The organism is Streptomyces sp. NPDC090045 (genome assembly GCF_044747975.1).
Classification (GTDB): domain Bacteria; phylum Actinomycetota; class Actinomycetes; order Streptomycetales; family Streptomycetaceae; genus Streptomyces.
This window is the reverse complement of sequence record NZ_JBIVFA010000027.1, coordinates 24,840-46,537: the sequence shown is the minus strand read 5'-3', so window position 1 is coordinate 46,537 and position 21,698 is coordinate 24,840. Positions and strand designations below refer to the sequence as shown.

Below are 21,698 nucleotides of genomic sequence, written 5' to 3'. Positions count from 1 at the left end.
CCGCCAGACCAGCCGGAGGCGGCCCTGCAGGACGGCCGTCGCATCATCCATCCGAGGGGCGCAGCGGGCCCGTCTAAGGCGCCCTGCGGGGCGTGTGCGGCACGGTGGCGGCATGCGTCGCTGGTCCCTGCCTCTACTCCTTGTCGCGCTGCTCGCGGCCCCGGGATGCGTCACCGTCCACCCCGCACCCGCCCGGCCCGCCGGGGCCTCGGCCGTCACGGTCCCGGAAGACCACAAGCACCCCGTCGACCCCCGGCGCGCACGGCCGGACACGGAAGCGGCCCTGCCCCTCTCGCCCATGCCCGAGTCTGCGGCCCCTTCGGCCGGCGCCGTTCCGGAGGCCGGCCGTGTTCCCGCGCCGGCCCGTCCTGCGCCCGCGGCCCGCGAGGCGGCCGCCGAGACTCAGCCCGCCCGGCGGGCTCCCGAGCGCAGGGCCGAAGGCCCGGTACGGCCGCGCCGAACGCCCCCGCTCCAGCGGCCCGCCGTGCGCCCCGCCGCCAAGCCCAAGCCCAGGAAGGCGAAGGGGCCGAGCCGCACGCCCGCACCACACCGCCCGGTACGCGCCCCAGGGGCGGGGCCCGCGGACATGACGGAGCTGTGCCGCGCCGCGCACGGCGTCACCAGCCCCGCCGTGGCCGCGCTCTGCCACCAGACCTACGGCCGATGACCGGTGCGTGGCGCTCGCGGAGAAAATCGAACACGTGTTTCACTAGGGGTGTGAGACCACCGTTCCGTTTCCCCGAGGACCTGATCACGCTCGAAAGGGCGTGGCAGCAGACGTACGCCGAGCTTGCGCAGGCCGGGGCCGGTACGACCGTGCTGCGGCGCCGGCTGATCGCCCTCTCCGGAACCTTGTGCACCCACCCCTACTGGGCGGCCCCCGCCGCCTGGCGGGCCGGCGGCGTCGAGCTGCGGCGCGCCGCCCGCACCCACACCTCCGCCCCGGCGGAAGGGGAGGCAGCAGCATGAGCGAGCAGACCACCGCCAAGCCCCGCCCGCAGGTCGCCACCTGGGCGCCCAGCCAGACCGGCCCCTGCGCCCGGTGCGGATCTCCCTGCGCCCGGTACGGCGCTCCGGCGTCACCGCTCTGTGTGCCCTGCAAGCAGGCCCGGCAAGAGCTGCTGGCCCGCTCCTGACCGTGTCCGACGCTTCTCCGTCGGCCCCGATCACTTTGGTCCTCCCTGACGGGCAGGCCATCGAGCGGGTACGGCTCTACGAGCGACAGCAGCTCGACTCCGGCCTATGGATGTATCGCATAGGTGTTCCCCTGTGGCAGACGGCCGCCGGGGGCGGCGTCGAGCCGGCCGAGTACGGCACGTGGGTCACCGCCGCACAGCTGCGGCCGCTGCCCGGGGTCGACCTCGGCCGTATCCCCGCCCACCCCCGTGCCCACACCTCGACGCCGACCCGGTGGGCGTGGCTGCTCGACGGCCGCGCCCACGGGCGGCCTGCCACCGTCCACGCCGAAGGCTGCCGGAACGCCACCGACCGCGCGCACCCACTGGGCACGATGCAGGCGCTCGACGCACTCGCACGCCCCGGCACGACGGCATGCACCGTGTGCGACGCCGCCGAGGCACTGCTGCCGATCCTCGCCCACGGCCAGAACGACATGCCCGCCACCGGCGACTGATCACAGGTCAGACGGTCGGGGACGCGGTGTAGTCGTGGCGTTGGTAGCCGTGTCCGTCGCCGTGCCAGTCCAGGAACAGCACCGAATCGCCGAGCGCGGCCGCGCCGGCCCGGTGGCTGATGGTCGCGGTCCGGTAGGTGCCGGTGCGCACCCCGCTGGAGGTGCTGTCCTCCAGCCGATCCTCGAGCTGGGGAAAGTCTCGCTCGGCCACCACGGGGTCGGTGCCCTCGCGGGATTGTTTGATCTGCACCCGCAGCTTGGCCCCGTCGAAAATCGTCGGGTCGTCCACGGGGTAGAAGCTCGCCCCATCCCAGCGCACTTCGGCGTACGCGTACACGGTGCCCCCGGACCGGGCCGCGCACGTCCGCACCGTCACCTTCCAGTTGTCCGGCCACGGACCGTCATAGCTCGTGTCGTCAATGTCCTTCGTGCTGCTGGCGCACTTGTAGGCCGGGGCAGCCGTAGCAACGGCGGGGACCGCTACCGCTGCCGCAGCCAGCACCGCCCCCACCGCATAGATCGTCCTTCGCATGACCGCTCAACCGGGCCTTCGATCGAAAGGTCACCAGGCTGGGTAGGGCTGGCATCCCCGACACAAACGTTCGTACCGGGGATGCTGCGCATTACCGCCGTGCGGTGAACCACATTAGGAGCACACTTACCGCACCGCTCCCGAGACTGTACGAAGCCCCTCGGATGAGCTGGCGTTGGACAATACGTCCATGCACATCGCGCCATTTGCGCAGGTGGGCCTTTGCCCTCCCCCTCCGCGTGTCCAGGGTGGCGCTGCTACTCTCTTCCATAGGTTCCCTTTCTCACTGTTGGGGTGCCGCGCAAGGAGCCCTCCCGACCAGTGGCCTGGTAACCGTTGTCGGGGTCGAGGGCTCCTTTTGCGTTGTCAGGAGTGTATCGGTGCAGCGCTACAACGACCGCGGGTGCCAGCTGACTTGAAACGACACGAGCCGACCGGAAGCGCGTCGAAGTTCACCTGGACGTAGCCAAACAGCGCGAGAGCGTAGCGATAACGCATCCTGGCGTAGCCAGAATGCACCGCCGTGATTTGCATCACTCTTCCCCCGGTTTGGTGATCACTTGTCTCAATGCGGCCTGAATTCCTTTCCTCGCCAACTATGGCAGGCCGAACGAACAGGCCGGAGATTACGCCTGGCTCCAGCGGCTGAAAATAGAAAAGGCCAGGTCACTCGGGGGATACACGCGAAGGATTGACTAACTTTGACTAAGATCCGCAAGGATTGGCAAGGATTGGCAAGGATTGAGTACGGTCAGATTGGCTGAAAGTCGTCGTCGCTCTACCGAGGGCGCGCCCCAGGCCCGGATTCCTGGGCTCACCGTCAGGTCGAGGACACCGCGCTGGCATCCTGCAAGACGTCCCGGCGCCTGTCGTCCTCGCCGAGGATGGCGAGCATGTCCGCCAACGGACCCGCGAGGTCAGCGGCGGCCTCCCGATCCTCGCTCCTGAGCCGGTGCCAACAGGCATGAGCGTTGCGGGCCGTACGGATCGTGTCGGCCTCCGGGCGGTAGCGGGCCGCCTGGCAGCGCAAGGCGGTCGTGATGAGCAGCTCCGTGGTCCCGTACCAGTCGGTGCGCTGGCAGAGGGTGAGCCAGGCCCGGGCGGTCAGCACGGTGACGGTGGCGGCGTCCTCGCCGAACCAGCCGGCCAGGGCGGTCTCCAGCTTGTAGGCGAGGGCGACCGCGGTGGGCAGGTCCCCTTCCGCGTGCGCGGCCCACACTGCCGCCCACATCTCCCGGTACGCGTCGGATTCGAGGAGCGCGGGCAGGACGGCCAGGGCGGGGGGAGCCGTGGCGATGGCGGGGGTCGGGGGCGCGGGTGGTGCGGGGCGTCCTTCCACGGGGGCGGGGGCTGCGGGGTGCTCGGCGACGTCGAGCACGGTTCCGTCCGGGCAGACGATCATGTTCCAGGGGATGGGGGAAGCCGACTCGACGGCGCGGGCGCGTACGGGCCGCCCCGCCAGGGCCGCCCGAACGCGCAGCTCAGACAGCCCTCCTGCGCGCAAGGCCGTGATGTCGGAGCCGGTGGCGATCTGCTCCCCATCCAGGGTGAGGGCGAGCCCGTGTTCCTCGTCGGAACGGATCATCAGCGCGTACACCGGCGTCGCAGGGACGTTGCCCGGGTTGTGCATCTCATGCCCCTTTCGGGAAATAGGGGGGCGCCCAACCAACATAGCGGCCGCCCCATTTGGATTCGATATCCGATGCAGGGATTACGTCGACGTATCCGGGTCGAGCCACATCGTTACTGATGATCATTCCGTCGCCGAGGTATACCGATACATGCCCATGGGGATTTCCTGTCACCCAGTACATGAGTGCGCCGGGTGGAACATCGCGTGATCCCGGGTGCTTCATGTGGGCAGGCATGACGTGATAGTGGGTGATCGCCGAGGTGACGCCTGCGGCTCGCCATCCGTGGACTCGTGCAGCGAATTCGAGACAACGCCGGTACCAGATTTTCTGATTCAGGGCAGGTTGCTCTTTCGCCCATGCGATCGCGGCTGCTGTGCTGCGGCGGTTCCGCACCTCCTCGGGCCAGTCGGAGGCGGCGTCATGGAAGGGTGCTCCGGCAGGCGTCTCGCCGGTGGGCGTGCACTCTCCCGGTGACGTCTCGCCCGGGGCGGTCGGCTGCGCCCACTCCGGGAGCTGACCTGTCACGGATCCGAGCCGCTCCAGGTTGATGCCGGCGTTCCGGGCGACACCTTCGGCCTGGCCTCGGCGGGTGGCGTACAGCTCGGGATGGGCGGAGAGCTGTACCCGCTGTGCCGCGCGTCCGGGATCCAGCATCGGCCACGCCGGGATATCGACCAACCCGGGCGGGCGGCCTTTGTTCCCGCCGAAGAACAGACCCGCGGATACAGGCGGGTTGGTGATTTCTGCCGGGGTTCCCCAGCCCTGCGAGGGACGTTGCTGGAACAGGCCGAGCGAATCTCGGTCGCCGTGATTCAGGTTTTGGAGGCCGCTTTCCTGTAGAGCAGTCATGAGCGCAATCAGCGAGGCCCGGCCGGGAAGGCCCCTTTTCTGCGCCACTTCGTCAATGATTTTCGCGTGATAGATCTGCTGGGCGAGGATGGCGGCTGGAACCTTCCCGGGGTTCATGTTGGGGAGGCCGGGAGATTCGCACCCGCCGCTGCCGCTGTTCTTTCCGTCGGCGGCCTTCTTCGCTGCTCCGGCGATCAGAGTGGTGGCGCCGAGGCCGAGCATGCCGATCAGCGCAAGGGCCACGCCGATGCAGCCTGCCTTGGCGAGGAAGGGTGCGGAGGCCCGGGTGGCGGCGGCCTCGGCGACGTCGCGGACATCCACTCAGACCCCCAGCACGCGAGATACCCGCCACCCGGCGGTGGTGCGCGTGAGTTCCACCCGCAGCGTGTCCGTGCGCCGGCTGGTCTCGTCCCCAGCCACGTCCACCTCGGCGGCGGCGAGCCGCCAGACCTGGGCCGCGTTGTCGGGGGGCAGGTCGGTGCCGGCCGGGCGGACGGCGACGTCGGTTACGCGGGTGGCCTCCCCGCGGCTGACCTGTCGCCCCCACCCGGCCGGGGTGTGCTCGGTGAGGTTGCGGGTGAGGTCCTCCGTCGCCCACGCGGCCGCTCGGCGGACGCTGGCCCGGTGCGTCTGATCCGTCAACGGGTCACGGCTGAGGTAGGCGCGCGTCCATGCCGCGGCGACGTCGTCCGGCTCGGTGTCGGCCGGGACGGACGGGGCCGGCGGCGGGGCGGGCGCGGCCGTCCGCGTGACCGAAGGCGCGGCGGCGGGTGGGCGGTCGTCGCCTTGACCGGGCTCGCCCCCGCACCGGGCGAGGACGCCGAGGACCAGGACCAGGAGCACGACCAGGAGCAGCGCGGCCGGGTGCACGGGGCGTGCGCGTACGGCCGTGACGGTGGCCGCGCGCTGTCGGCGGGCGGCTCGGCGGCGGGTACGGCGCCACCGCCGGCGGGACGTGCCCGGCGGCGGTTCGTCGTCTTGGTCGGGCAGGGCGGCGAGGAGCGCCCGCCAGTCGGGAGCCGGCTCATCGTCGGCGGGTTGGCGCTTGGCCATGGGCTGTCACTCCTCCCTTCAGGTGTGCGGGGGCGGTTGAGGCAGGGGCGGCTGTGTCCATCCGCGTGACGGGGGCGGGGGGACGCGGCGGCCGGTGCGCAGCCGTGGGGTGCGCGGCGGCGGGGGCTGAGCACGTCGGCTGCTGGGTGCCGGTGGCTGCGTCGCCTTGCGGGCGGCCTGGGTGCGATTGGGGGTGCTCCTCGCCGTGGTCGACATCCGCATGGGCCCGCCGGGCAGCTGCTGGCTGACGGGGGTGGTCGGCGCGGGGATGGTCCGGGCCGTCGGGGAGTGCACGGGGGTCTGCTGCCCCTGCCCCTGTCCGGACGGAGGGGGGACGGTCCGCGTAGTGGACGAGTGCACCGGGGTCTGCTGTCCCTGGCCCCGCTGCGCCCCGGCCGCGGTGGTGCGGGCGGTTCGGCGGCCGGCCGCGGCCAGGGTGGTGCCCGGTCCGGTGCCGCCCGGTCCGGTGCCGCGCCCGGGGCCCGTACCCGAGCCGGGGCGAGGCGGGCGGCCGCCTGCCGGCGGGGGCGGGGGCGGAGGAGCTGGCGGGCGTGGCAGGCCGGGCCGTGGCTGCACGGGCGGCCGGTGGCGGCGTTCCACCGCGTCCCCGAGCCGGCGCGAGATGCGGCCCGGGGTCCGCAGGACGCGGCCGGCCTGACGGCTGAGGCTGCGGGTGGCCAGCGCGCCGAGCAGCGCGCCCGCACCGCTTCCGCCCGCGGGGCCGGCACCTCCGACGATGCCGGTCAGGATGCTCCGGTACTTGAACGCGCTGATGGCGCCCGCGATGGAGAGGGCCGAGCATCCCAGCCACCCGTACGTCGGCATCGCGAGGGCGGTGACCATCTGAATGATCATCACGGAGCCGGCGGTCAGGGTGGTGATCGCGGACTGCATGACGACGCCGACAAGGGCGTCCGCCCACCGCACGCCCCACTGGCGGGGCCGGCCCGGGATCACCCACAGCGCCGCGAACAGCGGCCCCACGACCAGTAGGAACAGCGCGGCCATCATCGCCGCGATGCTGCCGAAGAGCAGGACGATCAAGAGCAGCCCGAAAAGGAGGGCGACGGGGGCGGCGATGACCAGGACTCCGGCCCGCTCCAGGGGACGGTGCCCCTGCCGATAGGACTGCGACTCGGCCCCGACGTCCTCGTCGTCCAGGTGCTCCCTCAGGTACTCCTTTCGTTTCTCCAGGTCCGTGCCGAGGTCGAGCACCTTGCGCCCGTGCTCCTGGCAGAGCTTCATGGACCCAAACTCGGCTAGGCACCAGGGGACGCCGACATAGACCCGCCACACGGTGTCAGTGGCTCGGCGGGACACCCGGTCCGAGGCGTCCCCGGGGTACGTCGTCGTGTGCCCGAGGGCGAACGGGGTCTTCTCGATCCCGCCGCCGGCCGAGCCGATCCCGGCGTCCGTGGCGGACATGGCCACCTCGGTGCCGAGCATGCGGCCGGAGTTCACCCCGTCCACCCATACCTGGGGCGTCGTGAGCAGGGTGGCCGCGGCCACCGCGGAGACCAGCACCCAGGACAAGTCCGTGAACCCGCCCCCGTCGCCGCGCTGCGCCCGCAGGAACGCCACCAAGCCGCCGACCGCGAGGGCGGAAGGGAACAGTCCGACCATCACCGCGCCCGCGCTACCGCTAATCGCCTGCGTCAGCGGGCCCTGCACCTCGGGCAGGTCGGTCATCCCGAAGGTCCAGCCGGCCAGCGTGGAGACGGCGGAGCCGATGGTGACCAGCACCACGAGCAGGACGTCCGCGATCATGTGCAGGGCGGGGTCCAGGAAGTCGAACTGCCCGTAATCCTTGTCGAGTCGCCAGGTCAGCAGGTGCGGATAGGTCTCGTACATCGTCCCGCCGCCCGTGGGGGCGGCCGGGGCGGGGAGCAGCCCGCCCACCCCGTCCGGGTCGACGGTCTCGGCGTGCGCGGCCCCGGCCGTGACGGCGAGGGTGGTGAGCACCGCCATGACGGGGAGGGCGAGGGTCCGGCCGCGCGGCATACGCCGGCTCATCCGGCCACCCGGCCCAGGGCGGAGGCGGCCGGGTCCCCGGAGTACGTCAGGTCGGAGTCGGCCACGTCCTCGCGCTGCTCCACCCACCAGGTACCGCCGGCCTCGGTCATGCGCAGGGCCGTGTAGCTGGCCCGGGCCGGCTTGCCGGGCCAGGTGACGGTGTGGGTGGTGATCACGCCCCACCCCGCCGGGTGGTCGGACGTCGCCGGGACGCGGGTGGGCGGCCGGTCCAGGAGGACGGGGCCGATCGCCGGGCCGGACGGGTCCGGGGGCTCGGGGGTGGGGTGCCTGTCGTGGCATGCCGCGCGGCGGGCGGCCGCCATCAGGTCGCAGGCCGTGGTCCAGTCGTCGGCGACCACCGCCCCCATGTAGGTGCGGGCGCGGTCGGCTGCGACGGCGGACGGGTCCGCGGCCGGCGTCGGGTCGGTGTTCTTCTCGCTGGTGGTGCCAGAGCAGCCGGCGGCCAGGGCGGCGAGCAGGACCAGGCCGAGAGCGGCGGTTCGGGGTCGGGCGGTCATACGCGCACTCCGTCGTGGGCAGCCTCGGCGTCCGTGTCCTCGGCGGCGCGGGGGGATGTGTCGAGCAGGTCGAGCAGTTCGGCGGTGGGCACATCCCACTGAACTGTTGCGGCGCCGAATCTCTGATCTCGGGTGATCGAGTGGCCGTGCCGGGTCTCGTCTCCGTCGCCGTCGGCGAGGGACCGGATCCGTTCGCGGGTCTCCTTGCAGACCGGTAGCCCCAGCAGCTCCGCGAGGGCGTCCTGTTGCGGCGCGCTGGTGAGCTGGAACCCAATGACCATGGCTAGCTGCTCGATGACGCCGGGGAGCAGCAGCAGCCCGGTGGCGTCCTGTGTGTCGAGGCCGAACCTGACGCCGAGGGCGCGGCCGACCCTGGCGATGTAGTCGAGGAAGTGCCTGCCTTGGACCGTGCCGGTGAGCACGTGCACCTCGGGCACCATGATCACTTTTGCGAGGGTGCGCAGGTCGGGCCGGCCGGCGGTGGTGACCCCGTAGGCCAGGATCGAGTGCATGACCGCGACGGACAGGGCCTGTACGGATGTCCACCGTTCCCGCTCCTCACCGGGGCCGGGCAGGGACAGGCCGGGGAGTTGCACCACCCATACGCCCGGCTGCGTGTTCAGCGGTGGGACGGCGCCGGGCTCCGGGCGCCCCATGAACAGGGCCCCGTGCGGGGTCTGGGACAGCTCGAAGAGTGCTTCGCCTGTCGCGACGGCCACGGGGTCAGTCGAGTCGCGCAGGTGCTGGACGACCTGCCACGTCGCGGGGTTCGGGGAGCTGCTGATCACGGCGTTGGTGGCGGCCTGTAGAGCTACCTCCGCGCCGGCTGCCCGCAGGTGTGCCGGGGTCACCAGCGACAGCTGCGCGGGCACTTCGGCGCGAGCGGCGTCGCGGCCGGCCTCGGCCAGGAGCGGGATCAGGTCGGCGGCCCCGGCATGCGCGCGGCTCATCTGCACCAGCCGGGACGGCAGGCCGTACCGGTCAGCCGCGGCCGCAAGGCCGCCGAGGTCGCCCTTGAAGTCGAGGGCCAGCACCCACGCGCCGGCGTGGGCGGCCTCCAGCGCCATCATCATGCCGGCGGTGGTTTTGCCCTTCCCGGAGCGGCCGATGTAGGCGACGGTGGTCGCGTCGCGGCCGTCTGCCAGCGGTGGCAGGCGCACCACGCCCGGGGTCGAGCCGGTCAAGTAGCCGATGACGGGACCGTGGTCGGCGCCGACCCGGGCCCCGCCCCACCACCAGGCCCCCGCCATCGCGGCCGTGTCGCGAACGTGTCCGAGGTCGGGCACCCGCACCCGGTCTCCCGGCCAGGTCTCCAGCCACAGGGCGCGCTGCTCGTCCACCCCGACCTGCACCGTGATGCCCAGGTCCGCATAGTGGGCGGACACCGCGTCCACCCGGGCCCGCAGGTCCTCCAGGCTGACCGTGGAGGTGACGACCAGCCGGGGGTGGTCCTCGACCAGGGACAGGTGCTCGCGCTCCAGATCGGCGCGCAGCTCCGCCATGGCCTCGCCCGCGTCGGTGATGACCTGCCCGGGGTCACCGATGGCGTGCGTGCTGGCGGAACGTGTCTGTTCACGCACCAGCTTCGCGGTCTCGTCGGTCCGCGCGATGGCCTGCCGTTTGGGCAGGACCCGCAGCCGTACGGACGCCTCCGGGCTCACCGGGGCCAGCCGGCCGACCATGTCGTCCTGGTCCTCGTCGTCGGGGGGCAGGTAGGAGACCTCCGCCAGGATGCGCAGCCACTCCCCCGGCCCCGGACTCAGCATCCGCTCCGGGAAAGCCACCATCGGGAGCACCGCCACCCACGCCGCCACGTCGCCGGCAGCGTCGACCATCCGCAGATGATCGGGGTAGGGCAGAGCGCGGCCGCGGGTCAGCGCGGCCAGCGCGGCGCCAGTGACCAGAGATCGGCCGTCCACCGGGGCCGGCACGCCCCGGTGCTGCTCCCGGGTGACCATCCAGGCGAGCAGTTCCACCGTGGCGGCGGAGCAGCGCCAGGGCGAGGACTCCAGCCGGCGGCCGAGGCGCCGCGCGGCGGCGTGCCAGGTCGCCAGTTCCCGCGCGGGCACCCCCGAAGGCGAGACCCCGGCGGCCTCGGTGATGCGGCGGCCGGCCGGGCGCTGGCGGCCGCCGAGGCGGACACCGAGCAGGACGTGACGGATCGGCAGGGCGATCTGGTCGAGGCGGGCGGCCCGGTCCTCCGCCCACTCCTCCCAGTTCCCGGCCCGGTACATCTCGGCGGCCTCGGCGCGGTAGTCGTCCGCCGAGTACGGCGACCACAGCACCCGCAGGTGCACGTCCATCCCGGCCAGCACGGACGTGAGCGCGGTCTCGGCGCGGGACTGCTCGGCGTCGCGCTCGTCCTCGCCCAGCAGATCGGAGTTGGACGTCTCGCACGTCCACCAGGCCCACACGTCGGTGTCGGTGAGGACCAGGCCGTCCGTGATCCCCTCGTACCGCGGCGGCGGTGCGGACCGCTCCCCGCCGACCCCGAGCAACGTCGTGATCTTCCCCAGCACGCTCACGTGCTCCGCCCCTTCCTCCGGCCGCGCCCGGCGGCGATCTTCACCATGTGGTCCGGCCCGTACAGGCGGACCGTGTGCGCAAGCTCCACCGCCGGGCCGGCCGGCGGGACGGCCTCCGTGTCCGCCCCGCCTGCCAGCCGGCCAGCCAGCCGCGATCCGAAAGCCCGCGTCAGGGTCGGGGCGTGGCGCTCCCACCGGGCGGAGCGCGCAATCCACTCCGACCGGTGCGCGACCACCCGGCCGCCGCAGATCACCGGGCGGTGTCCGTGGACCTGGTAGTGCGCGCCGATGACCCACGTCGCCAGCACGGCGCGGCGGTCGCAGCTCTTCGACGGCTGCGCTCCCAGCACCGTGACGATCACGGGCGGGAGCAGGTAGAGGGTGAGCCACTGAACGGACGGGAACCCGATGGATAGGAACAGCAGCCCGTCCCAGGAGGTGAATACGAGCACGCCGAGTAGCAGGGTCCGGCGGGAAACTCCCTGCCCGAGGTCGACGCCGAAAATTTCATGCTGTTTGGGTTCCAGCCGATTGAAGTAGCTGGTGTACGTCATTCCTTGACGCATCAGCTCATAGCCGCCGTGGCGAGATCAGCAACAACTTTCATCGACGTCTCCGGGATGATCACGAAGAATGCGGAGAATGCTGCACCGCCGAAGAAACTGAGCTTCTTATTGAAGTCGTCATCCCACGAAAGCCGCACCGCTTTGACTGCCAGACTGCACATCAGGACTGCTGCACAGATAGGCAGCACAGTGCTTTTCAGACCAGCCCCGGTCACCACTGCCAGCACGAATTCCTCAGACACTCGCCTCTCCTCTTCTCTTGTCAGGTCAGGTCATCGCCGGAGATACCGGCGACCTGCCAGCGGCCGGCGCGCGCACTTTCCACGCGCGTGAGCTGCACCCGATACGCCTGCGTGATCTCGCCCCCGCCGATCGCCCACACCACCCGGGCCACCCCGTGCCGGTCCGCTCCCGAGCCGGGCGCGGCCTCCCACCCCTGCACTGCCCGCAGCTCCACCCCGTCCGGCAAGGCCGGCACGGCAGTGCCGGGGGCTGCGGCCTGCGAGGCCCCACCCGCCGCCCAGGCCCGGAAGAAGCCATCCACTGCGCCCCTTGTGGCCGTGGAGAACGCCAGGTCAACGCCTCGCGTCGAGGGTTGTGGGCCGGAGGCGGGCCCGTCGGGGACGCCGAGGAGTGCGGGCGGGCCGCTCACCGCCAGCCGCCCCGCACCGCCCGCCACGACGGGGACGTCCAGAGCCACCCACCGGGCCGGCCCCGCCCCCGGGGATACCTGGGCGTCGATACGGACCCGGGCGCGGCCATCCTTGCCCACGACAACCGGGCCCGGGACGATCAGGCCGGCCGTCTGCGCTCCTCGCCTGTCCCACCCCAGCTGTGGGTCCACCCCGGACGCCAGGACGGCCGACAGTTCCCGCGCCCGGTCAGCCGGCTTGGCTTCGTCCCAGGTCAGATAGGCGCGGGCGGCCCGGACGGCGAGCGCTCGGGCGGCATCCTCCGGGTAGGCGGCCGCGGTCAGTCCGGGCACGGGTACGGCCTGCGGGGCCGGCTCGTGGGGGGCGAAAATGCTGCGGGCCGCGGCAACGGCCACCAGGGCGACCGCGCCCCAGAACACGAGGGGGCCGAGGCGAGCGAGGCCGGCGGGCCGCTCCTGAACGATGGCCCACGGCGGCGCAGCGCTCTTTGCCTGCGAATGCGCTGCTGTTTCCTTCTGAGACTCAGCGACGGATACCCACGGGTTTGTCGGAGGTGGCTGCGGAGTCTCCTTCTTTTTCCTGTTCCACATGCTCGCGCAACGACTTAAACCCCCTCCAGATGCGACCATTGACGGTTTTCCACTCTTTCGATAAGACCTCGGGACGGTTTTTCGAAAATGAGTTAGGGGCGACTCTGGGCGCCCGCCTGCCAGCGTTGCAGCCAGCCCTCAATCTCGTCCCGGGTGTAGTAGGTGACGCGCCCGTCAGGAATCCCGGAAGGGAACTGGATACCCTTTTTCGCGCTGCGCCCCTTGTAGACCTTGGCCGTGGCGTAGTCCCACGGCAGCAGCCCCGCCCCGCATGCCTCGGCGAGGCTGAACAGCTCCACCGCCGGCTGCGGGGCAGCCCCGCCTGCGCCGGTTACCCCGCCTGTTACCCCAGCCGTTACCGGAACCCCTGTTACCGCCCCTGACCTGGGAGGAACCACTCCCACCGTCAGGTTCGGGCGGAGGGTAACAGCCCCTCCCATCACGGGGTGGGCAGGACCGAAGCGGCCGCCGACGAGGAAGTCCGGGATGGCCAGCGACTCGGCCGTCTTCAGCGTCTCGGCAGTGATCCACGGAGCCCGCTCGCCGGCGTCGAACCACGCCGGCGCGGGCGGGATCGCATCAAGCCGGGCGGAGACTTCCGGGACAATGTAAGAGGGCTGGAATTCCCGCACCCACAGGCCATTCGTCTCCGGGTTGATGAGACCGTCCGAAAACACGCCTCGCCCCGGAACTTTGGTATCCGGGGACACCACGGGCGTGGAGGCACCGAAAGCCACCGACCACGACGGGGAGTCACAAAATCCGAGCTGCGCTTTCCATCCGATCTGCGCCCGCTCCATCGTTCCACCGAAGTAGGCATTCGCCCACTGCTGCGCTCCGACTCCGAACCGGTGATCGGCCGAGCGCCCTTGCAGGAGTCCGATGGAGAACCATTCTGCGAACGGCGGGATTCCTCGTCCCCTGAGTTGGTATTTCCACCAGATCAGGGCCATTTTCATAAAGGTGGGCAACTCGTCCGCCACAAGGAGCCGCGGCACGAGCATTTCCCTGAGGGCAGGGTCACCGGTCTTTCCGAGGGCGGTTTCGGCGGCCATCATAGACATGATGTATTCACCGAGTGCCGCCACGCATTCGGCGGGAGTCTTGTGGACGCGGACACCGCTCTTTCCCTCGGCCTCCGTCATGGAATTCTGCTTGGTGTCCAAGATGTCGACCAGAACGCCACTTTGTCGAGCGTGTACCACTCCGAGGTAGAGCACCGTGGATTTACCCGATCCGGTCAAGCCGCCCACACCGAAATGCGGTGTCGCGGACTTGGTACGGATCACCACATCCTCCAGGTCATAGCCCCGGACGGCTTGACCCACATACACCTGGTACGGGTCCCGACTGGACCTCCATGCGACCGATTCCGGGAGCGTCGGCGTCTTCCGCGGGGGCTCCTTTCGGATCCACTCAGCGAAAGGCGCGGAGTCCGCCCGGTGCCACTTTTCCGACCATTCACCGGGCAGCCGATCGGTCACCGCGGCGGTGATCGCCCGCTTCCCGGCCTCTCCCCCGGACCACCCCGCCGGCAGCCGCAGCACCACCCTGGCCCCGGGCACCGAGACATCATCGGACAGCACCAGCCACCGCTCCCGGCGCTGCGACTCCTCCACCCCCAGCGCGGGACGCAGGGCCGCCCACATCCCCGGACCGTGGACCAGATCCGCGCCGGCCGGCCGCGGGCGCCACCACCCCAGAACCGCCGGGCCCGTCACCGCCGCCGCGACCCCGGCGGCCGACACGACACCCGTGCCGGCAGCCGCCACCGACCACCAGCCGCTCCAGGCCGCCACCACGGCCGCGGGGACGACCAGCCGAACCGATGCACGGGCAACGCCCGGCCAGCAGGACCACCGCCCGGCGCCGGCCGCGATCGTGCGCAGCACCGTGTGCTGCTCCTTCCCGGGCGCGTCCGGGGCCCCAGCGGCGAGGTCGGCGGCCGTACGGTCGCGCACCACCTCCTCCCCCGCGCACCACCAGCTGGCCGACGAGGAGGGGTCACCGGCCTTGAGGTCTCGGCCGGCCAGAAAGCGCACCAGCACCGCGTCCCCGGCCCGCCGCGGCGCCGATGTGTCAGGCCGTCCAGAGCGGGCCCGGTCCTTCTGCCGCTGCTGCGCCAGCGCGCCCGCCGCCGGAATGCCGATCATCACGGCGGCCGCCGCCGCTTTCCCCGGTTCCTCGGCCACCCACGCCCACAGATCCCCGTACAACCCACACACTCCTGAATCAGGACACACCAGCCCTCACCCAGACCAACGAGGCACCCGGCAGACGGAAACCCTCCTGCGTGGGACGCGGGAGGGCTCCGTGGAGGTATGCGGGCGGCGTGCGGGCTATCCCCGGGGCTCCGGTGCTGGAGCGTCCGTGAAGCCGTCCAGGACATCGAGGGCGAGGCCCCACGGGTAGGCCCCGACCCGGCCGTGCTTCGGGGCGTGCGGGGTAAACCCTCCGTCGTCCTGGCCGTCATCGAGGAGGTAACGGACCCCGGCCTTGCGGAGGGTGGCCACGGCAGGGGCGAGGGCGGGGTGCTGGGCTTGGGCGGAGTTGATGTACGGCAGGGCGACCACGGGAAGCGGGAGCCCGAGAGCTTCGGTGATCAGCCCGAGGGCGAGGGTGTCCGCGTGGCCGGCCGCCCACTTTGTCGTGGTGTTGAGGGTGACGGGGGCGACGAGAAGGGCGTCCGGCGGGGGCAGGACGTCGCTCTGCGAGGGCAGCTTGTAGGTGTGGCGGACCGGGTGTCCGGTCAGCTCGTGCAGCTCCTCAAGCTCGCGTTCGCCGCCGGCTTCTTCGACGGACCAGCGGTGTGCAGCGGGAGTCAGGACGAGGGCGACGTCCCAGCCCCGGTCCTGGGCGGCGCGAATGCCGATGGTGACGAAGCGGGCGGGCGGGGCGGCGCAGGAGATCACGTACAGGGTCTTGGTCACCCGGGCAGTCCACAGCGCTCGGCCAGCGCCCGCAACCTCCCCTCGGCAGTTCCGGCCCCCAGCAGGCGCAGGTCCTCGACCAGTTGATGCGTGCGGGGCCGTCTTCGCACTTCCTCCTCCGCCTCCCGTTCTGCGTCCAGGAGGGCGTCCACCGCCTGCTCGCGGCTGCCGGCCTGCATGTGGGCGTGGGCGAGGTCGGTCAGCAGGTGGGCGCGGCGCTCGCGCGGCAGGGCGGCGCGGGCCTCGGCGGTGACCGCCTGGGCGACGGCGACGCCGGCCGCTCCCTCGTACAGCTTCACGTGGGCGGCCACGCGGTACAGCTCGACGTTCGTGGGCCCGAACGCGGTGAACACGTGGTTCGTCTCGTTCCCGTCGAGCCGGACGGCGTGCTCGCCGGCTTCGTCCAGGAGCCCGGGAACGGCGCGGGCCGCGGAGACGGCCCGGCGGTCGTCCAGGCCCGCGGCGGTCGCCTGCGCCATGGCCGCCTTCAGGTAGAGCATCCCGAGCACGCTCAGGCCGGCCGGCCCCCGTCGTGCAAGGTCGCCGCCAAGGCGGTCCGCGGCGGTGACCGCGAACTCCGCGGCCGCGTGCGGCTGACCGTCGGCCGTCATCGCGTCGGCCAGGTGCCGGGCCGCGCTCGCCATGACGACCGGATCGCCGGAACGCTCGGCGGCGATCACCGCCCGGTGCCCGGCCAGGGATGCGAGATCGGGCGCCCCGGCCTTGATCGCGAGTGCCTCGGTGAGCTGGAGCGCCATCGACAGCGACCGGTACGCCGTCAGCTGGTCGTCACCGTCGTAACGGGCGGCTGCTCGGGTTGCGTCGGTCAGCAGCTCGGGGACGAGGCGGCCGAGGGACGCGAACGCGCTGGACTGGAACCGCTGCCAGCCGTAGAAGACCCGCCGGCGCAGCGTCTCGGCGTCGAGGGGCTCCGCCGAGTCGGCGGGCATGCCCGTGATCACGTCATGCCGTTGGAGGGTGGCCCGGATGAGATCCATCTCGGTCTCGTCCAGCTCGGCGGCGGGGGCCTCGGCGAGCAACTCCGCCAGGCCCACGGACAGGACGCAGGCGGCATCCTCGAGGACGGACAGGCGCGGGTCGGACTGCCGCGCACCGGACTCCAGGTCCTGGACCCAGCGCTTCGACTTGCCCATCAGGGCGCCGAAGGCGGTCTGTGTGAGGCGGCGTCGCTCGCGCCAGTAGGCCACGTTCCGCCCGATCCGCCGGCTGTCCATCTCCGCTGCTCCAACACCCTGGGACAAGGCACGCACAGTGCGTGCCTACCGGCTGTTGTACTCCCCTTACGGTCCGGATATGGCCAACTCCCCGGACCGCACCCCGACATGGACCGACCGTCTCGACCCGCCGCTGGAGCATCTCGAACGGCTGCGGCACGGGCACGCCGTACTGGAGCCCTGCGGTGTGGGGTGGGACGCCGTGGTCGTGGCCCCCCTTCGGCGCGGCCTCGAAGCCCTCGATGCCATGGAGCTCCCCGCAGATGAGGGCTACGCCGTGATCGCGGACTACAACCGCGAGGAGCTGATCACGTACGTGGCGCTCGGCACCGCCGAGGCCCTCGCCCACGTACGGGGTGTCCGCGTCCTCCCCCGCCACTCGTGGCTGCTGACCCCTGCCGGAGAGACGGGAACCCTTTCCGCTGCCTGGCTCAGCCGGCCCGCCGCACGCTCGGCCCGCTACGTTGACGCCGAGGCCCTGCGGGACGCTCTCCTCGCCACCGACGCGGAACGCCACGACAGGGCCGACCGGATCGAGCACGCCCGCGCCCATTGACCCGTGCCGGCCCTCCCCCCTCCTGGGGGCCGCGCACTCCCCGGCCCTCGGAGCCCCGCCCGGCTCCGAGGGCCTCCCCATGCCCGGCACCCGCCCCGCACAAGGCACGCACTGTGCGTGCCACCCCCGAGCAGCCTCGGCCCTACCGTCCGAGCCATGACGAACACCACGCCCCGCACCGCCAGCGATTCGGGACCCGCGGGTCTCCCCGCCACCACGCCGACCACGGACGCGCTGCTCGACCTGCGCGCCCCGGCTGGCCCTTCCTTCGGCATGAACCTGGTCAACACGCTTCACCACGCCGGGAAGGCCGTGCACTCCTTCGCGCTCGGTGATGCCGTTCAAGCCGACGTCGCAATCAGCGCGTTCGCCGCCCTGGTCTGCACCGGTGATACCCCCGCCGCCGCTCTGGAGGCGGCAGCCGCCGCCGCTCGGCAGGCTCCGGAATTGGAAATCCACTCCGCGGCGTGGGCGCGCGTCCCCGGCCCGCGGGAAGGAACCAGCGAATTCCAGCTCACCCTGACCGTCACGGCAGCCGACCCGGAAACCGGGGAGCACGGCGGCTCCACCCATCACTCCGCCTCACGGCGATAGCCGCCGGACCGGTCCCACCGGGCCGACCCTCGTACGCCGCGTGGGGGGCCGGTCCGGTGCTGTGGGCAACCCCTCACGGCGGGACTCGGCCGGGGCCGAGGGGCCGCGCAGTAGGGTGCGGGCATGTTCATTAGTGCTGTCTCACCCCGGTCCACCGGCAAGACCACAGTCATCTGGTGGTTGCTTCATGCCCTGCATGCCAGGGGCTACGACGTCACGGGGTTCGACGCGGACGAGTCGAAGCAGCTCCACCGGTGGTGGGAGGCGTCCGACCAGCCGTTCGAGGTCCAGCAGTTGGCGGACACCCGGTTCCACGAGCAGGCGCCGGGCAAGCTGCCGGACGGACACATCGGCGCGGTCGACTGCGGCCACCTGGAGAACCACGCCGGCATCGGGTACTCCGTGCTGCGCGTCTCGGACCTGGTCATCGTCGTGTGCGCGGCGACCAACGGCGACGTCGAGCGTATGGAAGAGCTCCCGATGGACGGGTTCCTGGACTTGGCGTGGGCCAAGCTGAGGAACCCGGACGCGCCCAAGCCGAAGCGGTGGGTCCTCCTGGTCCGTGTGCAGCCCGGAACCGTCACGGCCCCCAAGGACATCCGTAAGGGCCTGGAAGAGGAGGGGTGGAACGTGTTCACGACAATGATCCCCTCGGTTCAGAAGTACGCGAGCACCGGAGAGGGCCTGCCGATCTCGGCGCCCGGCTCGCACTTCGATGAGCTGGTGACGGAGATGGAGACGCGGGGGCTGATCAGCAAGTGAGCAAGGGACCCACCCCCCAGGAGCTGCGGGCGCTGCGACAGGAGCGGCGGCGCAAGCAGCAGGAGCTGGAGGCAACCGGCGGCGAAGTCGCGCTGCGCGAGGAGGACGTGGCCCAGGGCCGGGCTCAGCCGATGATCCGGTTCGAAGAGCTGCCGGCCGCTGTGGACGCGCCCGACGCCCAGGGACCGCTCACCGCCAAGGAAGAAGAGACCTGGGAGCTGTGCCGACGCTCCTTCGCCCAGTACCGCGACGCGTGGTTCGTCGCGGCCAGCGCGCTGGACATCTCGCTGCGGGGCCGGCTGTGGAGGCGGGACTACGACACCGCCGAGGCCTTCATCCGGGACGTGGCGGACATGTCGACGTCCAACGCGTACCGGCAGATCGCAGGGGCGACCATCGCGGCACTCCTGGCCGAGCCGCCGCGCCTCGAACTGGAATCGAACGATCTGTCCCGCATGCGGGACTCAGACAACGTGCGGTCCTACGTGATCAGCCAGCGCGCGGCCGAGAGCCTGACCCCCATCCGCGAGGACTACGGGGCGGACGCCGCCGCCGACGCGTACCGGACGGTTGCCGAGGCGACCGGGCGGGACACCCTCAGCGGCAAAACCATCACCGCCGTCGTCAAGCAATTCCCCCGCAAGGATGCGGAAGAGCTGGACGCCGAGCAGCGCCGCAAGCGCATCCACGAACTCGCCGTACAGCAGGCCGCCGCCGAGGCGGCCGCCAAGGTGAAGCCGACCGGCCCGGTGGCCGCGTTTGCGGCCTACGTGGCCACCGCCGAGTCGTTCGCGGGCAAGACAGCCGGGTTGGCGGCCGCCTACGCCGCCGCAGCCGAGGCGGACCTTACGGAGGCGAAACGCCTCGCGGTCCGGCTGCGGGACCACCTGACGGTCGTAGTCGACAACCTGCCCGACGTATAGGGCGCACCCGCCCTGCTCGGTTCTTCTCGAACGGCGAGTCCCGCATGCGGGACTCGCCGTTCTATTTCATTCGAACGATCTGTCCCGCATGCGGGACTCACGCGCCGGAGACGCAAAGGCCCCCGGTGCCGCCCTTGATGGGGGCGGCACCGGGGGCCTGGTCGTGGTTGCCCGCCTCAGGCCTCCGTATCCCCGTCTCCGGGGGAGCCCGCCCGCTCTGGGTGAGGGGCGAGCATGGTGTTCATGAGGGTCAAGTAGCGTTCCAGGTCTGCGGCCCAGTCGGGCATCGCGAGGTACTGGAACGTGCTGATCGCTACGGCGGCCGCGCCGACTGCCCCGTCCGGTGCGATGCCGCCGACGCGTGCCCACTGGTCCCACATCGCATCGCTCATCAGCCGGGCAAGGATCTCCGGCTCGTGCACCGCGCGCTGCATAAGCACGCCGAGGACGCCGGAGGCCTTCGTGCAGCGGCGTACCGCCGCGCACAGCTCCCTGTCGTCGGCCGACTCAATGGTGTGCACCATCCCGGCCATACCCTCGGCCATGGGTGACTGTGCCATCAGGTCTGTCCCGGCGAGTTCAGCCTGCCGGTGGGCCTCACGGATGTACTCGATCTTCTCGGCGTGGTCCGGCCAGGCCTGTTCCCAGGCCTCCAGCAGATCCTCGATGCCGACGTCGGCGGCTCCACCGAGCAGCAGCCGGGCACCGGGTTCCATGAGGGCCCGGTGGAACATGTTCGGGACGGCGGTCTCGGACGAGCGGGGGAGTTCGATGCCTGCGGCGGCCGCGCCGTCGCGCAGGATCCCGTCCAAGTCGCGCCGCGGGGAGCGACGGTTCGCCATCATCCGGGCCGCCGCATCCTGGCGGGCCTGGAAAGCGTGGTTGGAATCACCGATGGGCAGCTGCTCGACACCCGCCCGCGCCAACGGCCGTTTGAGAGTGGCGACCAGAACGGCCCGTAGCCTCCGGGCGCTATCCGGAGTGTCATCAATGGCCCAGAAGACCCAGCCCAGCCAGCCGATACTGCGGCCGGCGCGCGCGGTGTGCGCCAGCCACAGGGCCCGGGTCAGGCACTCGGGCCGGATGGTGGAGGAGTCCGGTTCGAACCACTCCGCAGCTTTGGGCAGCCAGCCCTGTTGTTGCCACCGTTCGATCTGTGTCGGAGTGGCCGTCTCCCCGTGCCCCTCGATGGCTCCGACGAGGGCGAGGTGGGCGGCGGACGGCTGAGTGCGTGCCATGGTCAATTCCTCCGGTCCTGGCTGCCGATGGTCAGGACGGAGTACAGGGTGACCGCAGTTCCAACCGCACTCGCCCACGCCTCGCTCTGCGCGGCTGCCAGGGCGGCGGCCGCCACCAGGAGCAGCACGGACAGGCGCGGGCCGGCGCCTCCGCCGGGGTCGGTGTTCACGTACGTGGTCCCTTTCGTGAGGTCCTGCTGCCGGGTGTGCCCGGCAGCGCAGCCCGACCGCGTGGAGCCGGGTCTGTGCCGCACCTAAGGGGCTCACGACGCCTCTCACGAAGTGCAGGAAACTTCGCGGGGTTGCCGGCCGTAATGGCGTTGCCGCTCCCTCATGTAGGCCCTTGACCAGGGGTGAAGCCGGTCAGGCCGGACGGCTCCAGAAACACAAAAAGGCCCCCGGGGCCGCCCTTCGATGAGGGCGGCCCCGGGGGCCTGGTCGTGCTGGTGGGTGATCAGCTCTGGGGTGTGGGGCGGCTGATCACGGGTCGGTCGGCGTGGAAGTGGACGACGGCGGGGTCAAGGTCGGCGAGCAGGGTCCCGAGGGCGGAGGCCACGACGTACGAGCGGTGCCGGCCTCCGACGCACCCAGCCGCGATGTGCAGCGGGCCGGCCGTGGGGCCGCTGCAGAACGCCCGGGCGGCCGCGACGGTGGCGGCGATCAGGGCCGGGATCCCCGGGGTGCTGAGCACCGCCGTGATCACCTCCTGATCCCGGCCGGTCATCTCCCGCATGGCGGGGTCCACGTGCGGGTCGCGAAAGTGCTGCCGCAGGTCGAGGGTCAGGTGCGCGGCTGGGGCGAGCCCGCCGGGCTGGTGGCCGTACCCGAACGAGGTGATCGTGACGGCGGGGGCGGTGGTCTGGTCGGTGCTGGTCATCTGCTGCTCCTGGTCGT

Annotated in this window: 24 protein-coding genes; 8 read left to right on the top strand and 16 right to left on the bottom strand. The window is 71.6% G+C overall.

Annotation, left to right across the window (positions count from 1 at the left end):
- Positions 1–112: 112 nt before the first annotated feature.
- The 4 genes from ACIPYQ_RS39820 to ACIPYQ_RS39805 are packed head-to-tail and all read left to right on the top strand — an operon-like array spanning position 113 to position 1,633.
- Complete coding sequence (locus ACIPYQ_RS39820) at positions 113–667, top strand: hypothetical protein (protein ID WP_401259442.1); 555 nt, start codon at positions 113–115, stop codon at positions 665–667.
- A gap of 50 nt (positions 668–717) precedes the next feature.
- On the top strand, positions 718–969 hold the full coding sequence (locus ACIPYQ_RS39815; RefSeq protein WP_381628660.1) for a hypothetical protein: 252 nt from the start codon (positions 718–720) through the stop codon (positions 967–969).
- Positions 966–1,136, top strand: coding sequence for a hypothetical protein (locus ACIPYQ_RS39810; RefSeq protein ID WP_401259440.1), 171 nt, complete (start codon positions 966–968; stop codon positions 1,134–1,136). Before ACIPYQ_RS39815 ends, ACIPYQ_RS39810 begins: the two co-directional genes overlap by 4 nt.
- A 2-nt stretch (positions 1,137–1,138) precedes the next feature.
- Entirely contained in the window at positions 1,139–1,633 is a 495-nt protein-coding gene (locus ACIPYQ_RS39805; protein ID WP_401259438.1) for a DUF6233 domain-containing protein, read from the top strand.
- A 7-nt stretch (positions 1,634–1,640) separates the two neighbouring features.
- Here ACIPYQ_RS39805 and ACIPYQ_RS39800 read toward each other — a convergent pair whose 3' ends face one another.
- The 13 genes from ACIPYQ_RS39800 to ACIPYQ_RS39740 form a co-directional block, all read right to left on the bottom strand.
- Complete coding sequence (locus tag ACIPYQ_RS39800; RefSeq protein ID WP_401259436.1) at positions 1,641–2,165, bottom strand: hypothetical protein; 525 nt, start codon at positions 2,163–2,165, stop codon at positions 1,641–1,643.
- An 820-nt stretch (positions 2,166–2,985) separates the two neighbouring features.
- Positions 2,986–3,795 (bottom strand): hypothetical protein, encoded by an 810-nt coding sequence (locus tag ACIPYQ_RS39795; RefSeq protein WP_401259434.1) that lies wholly within the window; start codon positions 3,793–3,795, stop codon positions 2,986–2,988.
- Position 3,796: 1 nt separating this feature from the next.
- A complete protein-coding gene (locus ACIPYQ_RS39790) occupies positions 3,797–4,969 on the bottom strand; it encodes a peptidase M23 (RefSeq protein WP_401259433.1) in 1,173 nt (390 codons plus the stop codon).
- On the bottom strand, positions 4,970–5,701 hold the full coding sequence (locus tag ACIPYQ_RS39785; RefSeq protein WP_401259432.1) for a hypothetical protein: 732 nt from the start codon (positions 5,699–5,701) through the stop codon (positions 4,970–4,972).
- Positions 5,702–5,719: 18 nt separating this feature from the next.
- A complete protein-coding gene (locus ACIPYQ_RS39780) occupies positions 5,720–7,714 on the bottom strand; it encodes a hypothetical protein (RefSeq protein WP_401259431.1) in 1,995 nt (664 codons plus the stop codon).
- Complete coding sequence (locus tag ACIPYQ_RS39775) at positions 7,711–8,232, bottom strand: hypothetical protein (protein WP_401259429.1); 522 nt, start codon at positions 8,230–8,232, stop codon at positions 7,711–7,713. Before ACIPYQ_RS39775 ends, ACIPYQ_RS39780 begins: the two co-directional genes overlap by 4 nt.
- Entirely contained in the window at positions 8,229–10,757 is a 2,529-nt protein-coding gene (locus tag ACIPYQ_RS39770; protein ID WP_401259427.1) for an ATP-binding protein, read from the bottom strand. The genes ACIPYQ_RS39775 and ACIPYQ_RS39770 overlap by 4 nt, the downstream gene beginning before the upstream one ends.
- Complete coding sequence (locus tag ACIPYQ_RS39765) at positions 10,754–11,311, bottom strand: hypothetical protein (RefSeq protein ID WP_257858457.1); 558 nt, start codon at positions 11,309–11,311, stop codon at positions 10,754–10,756. Before ACIPYQ_RS39765 ends, ACIPYQ_RS39770 begins: the two co-directional genes overlap by 4 nt.
- 11 nt (positions 11,312–11,322) lie before the next feature.
- Positions 11,323–11,565: a hypothetical protein gene (locus ACIPYQ_RS39760; protein ID WP_257858458.1), complete on the bottom strand. Its 243-nt coding sequence runs from the start codon at positions 11,563–11,565 to the stop codon at positions 11,323–11,325.
- A 20-nt stretch (positions 11,566–11,585) separates the two neighbouring features.
- Positions 11,586–12,395 carry a hypothetical protein gene (locus ACIPYQ_RS39755; protein ID WP_401259424.1) on the bottom strand — a complete coding sequence of 270 codons (810 nt, stop codon included), beginning with the start codon at positions 12,393–12,395 and terminating at the stop codon, positions 11,586–11,588.
- 263 nt (positions 12,396–12,658) lie between these two features.
- A complete protein-coding gene (locus ACIPYQ_RS39750) occupies positions 12,659–14,758 on the bottom strand; it encodes a hypothetical protein (RefSeq protein ID WP_401259422.1) in 2,100 nt (699 codons plus the stop codon).
- A 147-nt stretch (positions 14,759–14,905) separates the two neighbouring features.
- Entirely contained in the window at positions 14,906–15,496 is a 591-nt protein-coding gene (locus tag ACIPYQ_RS39745) for a flavoprotein (RefSeq protein ID WP_401259420.1), read from the bottom strand.
- The gene (locus tag ACIPYQ_RS39740) at positions 15,493–16,731 is read right to left on the bottom strand and encodes a helix-turn-helix domain-containing protein (protein WP_401259418.1); all 1,239 of its coding nucleotides are present in this window, start codon (positions 16,729–16,731) and stop codon (positions 15,493–15,495) included. Before ACIPYQ_RS39740 ends, ACIPYQ_RS39745 begins: the two co-directional genes overlap by 4 nt.
- 79 nt (positions 16,732–16,810) lie before the next feature.
- Between ACIPYQ_RS39740 and ACIPYQ_RS39735 the strand changes: the two genes are divergently transcribed.
- The 4 genes from ACIPYQ_RS39735 to ACIPYQ_RS39720 all read left to right on the top strand — a co-directional run bounded on the left by ACIPYQ_RS39735 (position 16,811) and on the right by ACIPYQ_RS39720 (position 19,566).
- Positions 16,811–17,287, top strand: coding sequence for a hypothetical protein (locus ACIPYQ_RS39735; protein WP_401259417.1), 477 nt, complete (start codon positions 16,811–16,813; stop codon positions 17,285–17,287).
- Between the two features lie 156 nt (positions 17,288–17,443).
- The gene (locus ACIPYQ_RS39730) at positions 17,444–17,881 is read left to right on the top strand and encodes a hypothetical protein (RefSeq protein WP_401259415.1); all 438 of its coding nucleotides are present in this window, start codon (positions 17,444–17,446) and stop codon (positions 17,879–17,881) included.
- A 123-nt stretch (positions 17,882–18,004) separates the two neighbouring features.
- On the top strand, positions 18,005–18,643 hold the full coding sequence (locus tag ACIPYQ_RS39725; RefSeq protein WP_401259414.1) for a plasmid partition protein: 639 nt from the start codon (positions 18,005–18,007) through the stop codon (positions 18,641–18,643).
- A complete protein-coding gene (locus ACIPYQ_RS39720; RefSeq protein ID WP_401259412.1) occupies positions 18,640–19,566 on the top strand; it encodes a hypothetical protein in 927 nt (308 codons plus the stop codon). Before ACIPYQ_RS39725 ends, ACIPYQ_RS39720 begins: the two co-directional genes overlap by 4 nt.
- Positions 19,567–19,742: 176 nt before the next feature.
- On the opposite strand, the gene ACIPYQ_RS39715 is transcribed toward ACIPYQ_RS39720, so the two are convergent.
- The 3 genes from ACIPYQ_RS39715 to ACIPYQ_RS39705 form a co-directional block, all read right to left on the bottom strand.
- A complete protein-coding gene (locus ACIPYQ_RS39715) occupies positions 19,743–20,804 on the bottom strand; it encodes a hypothetical protein (protein WP_401259410.1) in 1,062 nt (353 codons plus the stop codon).
- A 2-nt stretch (positions 20,805–20,806) separates the two neighbouring features.
- A complete protein-coding gene (locus ACIPYQ_RS39710; protein WP_401259408.1) occupies positions 20,807–20,974 on the bottom strand; it encodes a hypothetical protein in 168 nt (55 codons plus the stop codon).
- Positions 20,975–21,258: 284 nt separating this feature from the next.
- Positions 21,259–21,681, bottom strand: coding sequence for an ATPase (locus ACIPYQ_RS39705; RefSeq protein ID WP_401259406.1), 423 nt, complete (start codon positions 21,679–21,681; stop codon positions 21,259–21,261).
- Between the last annotated feature and the right edge of the window lie 17 nt (positions 21,682–21,698).